Source organism: Bartonella sp. AP19HLJMH (genome assembly GCF_042196245.1).
Classification (GTDB): Bacteria; Pseudomonadota; Alphaproteobacteria; order Rhizobiales; family Rhizobiaceae; genus Bartonella.
On record NZ_JBHIPX010000101.1, the window covers coordinates 1 to 588 of the forward strand.

Sequence of the window (588 nt, forward strand, 5' to 3'; positions counted from 1 at the left end):
TGGCAAGAGGCAATGGAGCAAGCCAAGGGTAAAGCCGAGGTTATTATAGCAAAACAACGCCATGGTCCGACAGGAATCGTTCCCCTTGCCTTTCAATCCGATTTTACACGCTTTAGTGATTTATAACATAATGTAAAACATTAAATAATTGTTATTAGCTAACTGAAAACATTGTAAAAACACATAAAACATGTTATGATCTTTACATCATTTAATGGGACTTACAAACATGCTTAATAAAGTGATTTTAATTGGTCATTTAGGTGCCAATCCAGAAAGCAAAACAATGTCAACTGGCATCGAGGTGGTCAATTTTCGAATGGCAACGTCTGAGAGCTATACAGACAAGGCAACCAATAAGAGAATAGACAAAACCGAATGGCATTCCATTGTGGTGTTTAATCCACACTTGGCAAAAGTAGCTCTCCAGTATCTGAATAAAGGCAGCAAAGTTTATATCGAGGGACGACTACAAACTCGTAAATGGCAAGATAAAAACGGTGTTGATCGCTATGTAACAGAAGTCATATTGCCTCAGTACAAAGGCGAGTTAAAGCTTTTAGATGGCAAAAATGATGATAATCAAGA

2 protein-coding genes are annotated in these 588 nt (G+C 37.4%); both read left to right on the forward strand.

Features of this window, described 5'->3' with window-relative positions; genetic code table 11:
• On the forward strand, positions 1 to 126 hold a 126-nt coding region (locus tag ACFINR_RS09590), incomplete at its 5' end, for a DnaB-like helicase C-terminal domain-containing protein (RefSeq protein WP_375654254.1).
• 103 nt (positions 127 to 229) lie between these two features.
• The coding region (gene ssb, locus ACFINR_RS09595) for a single-stranded DNA-binding protein (RefSeq protein WP_375632918.1) at positions 230 to 588 on the forward strand (359 nt) is incomplete at its 3' end.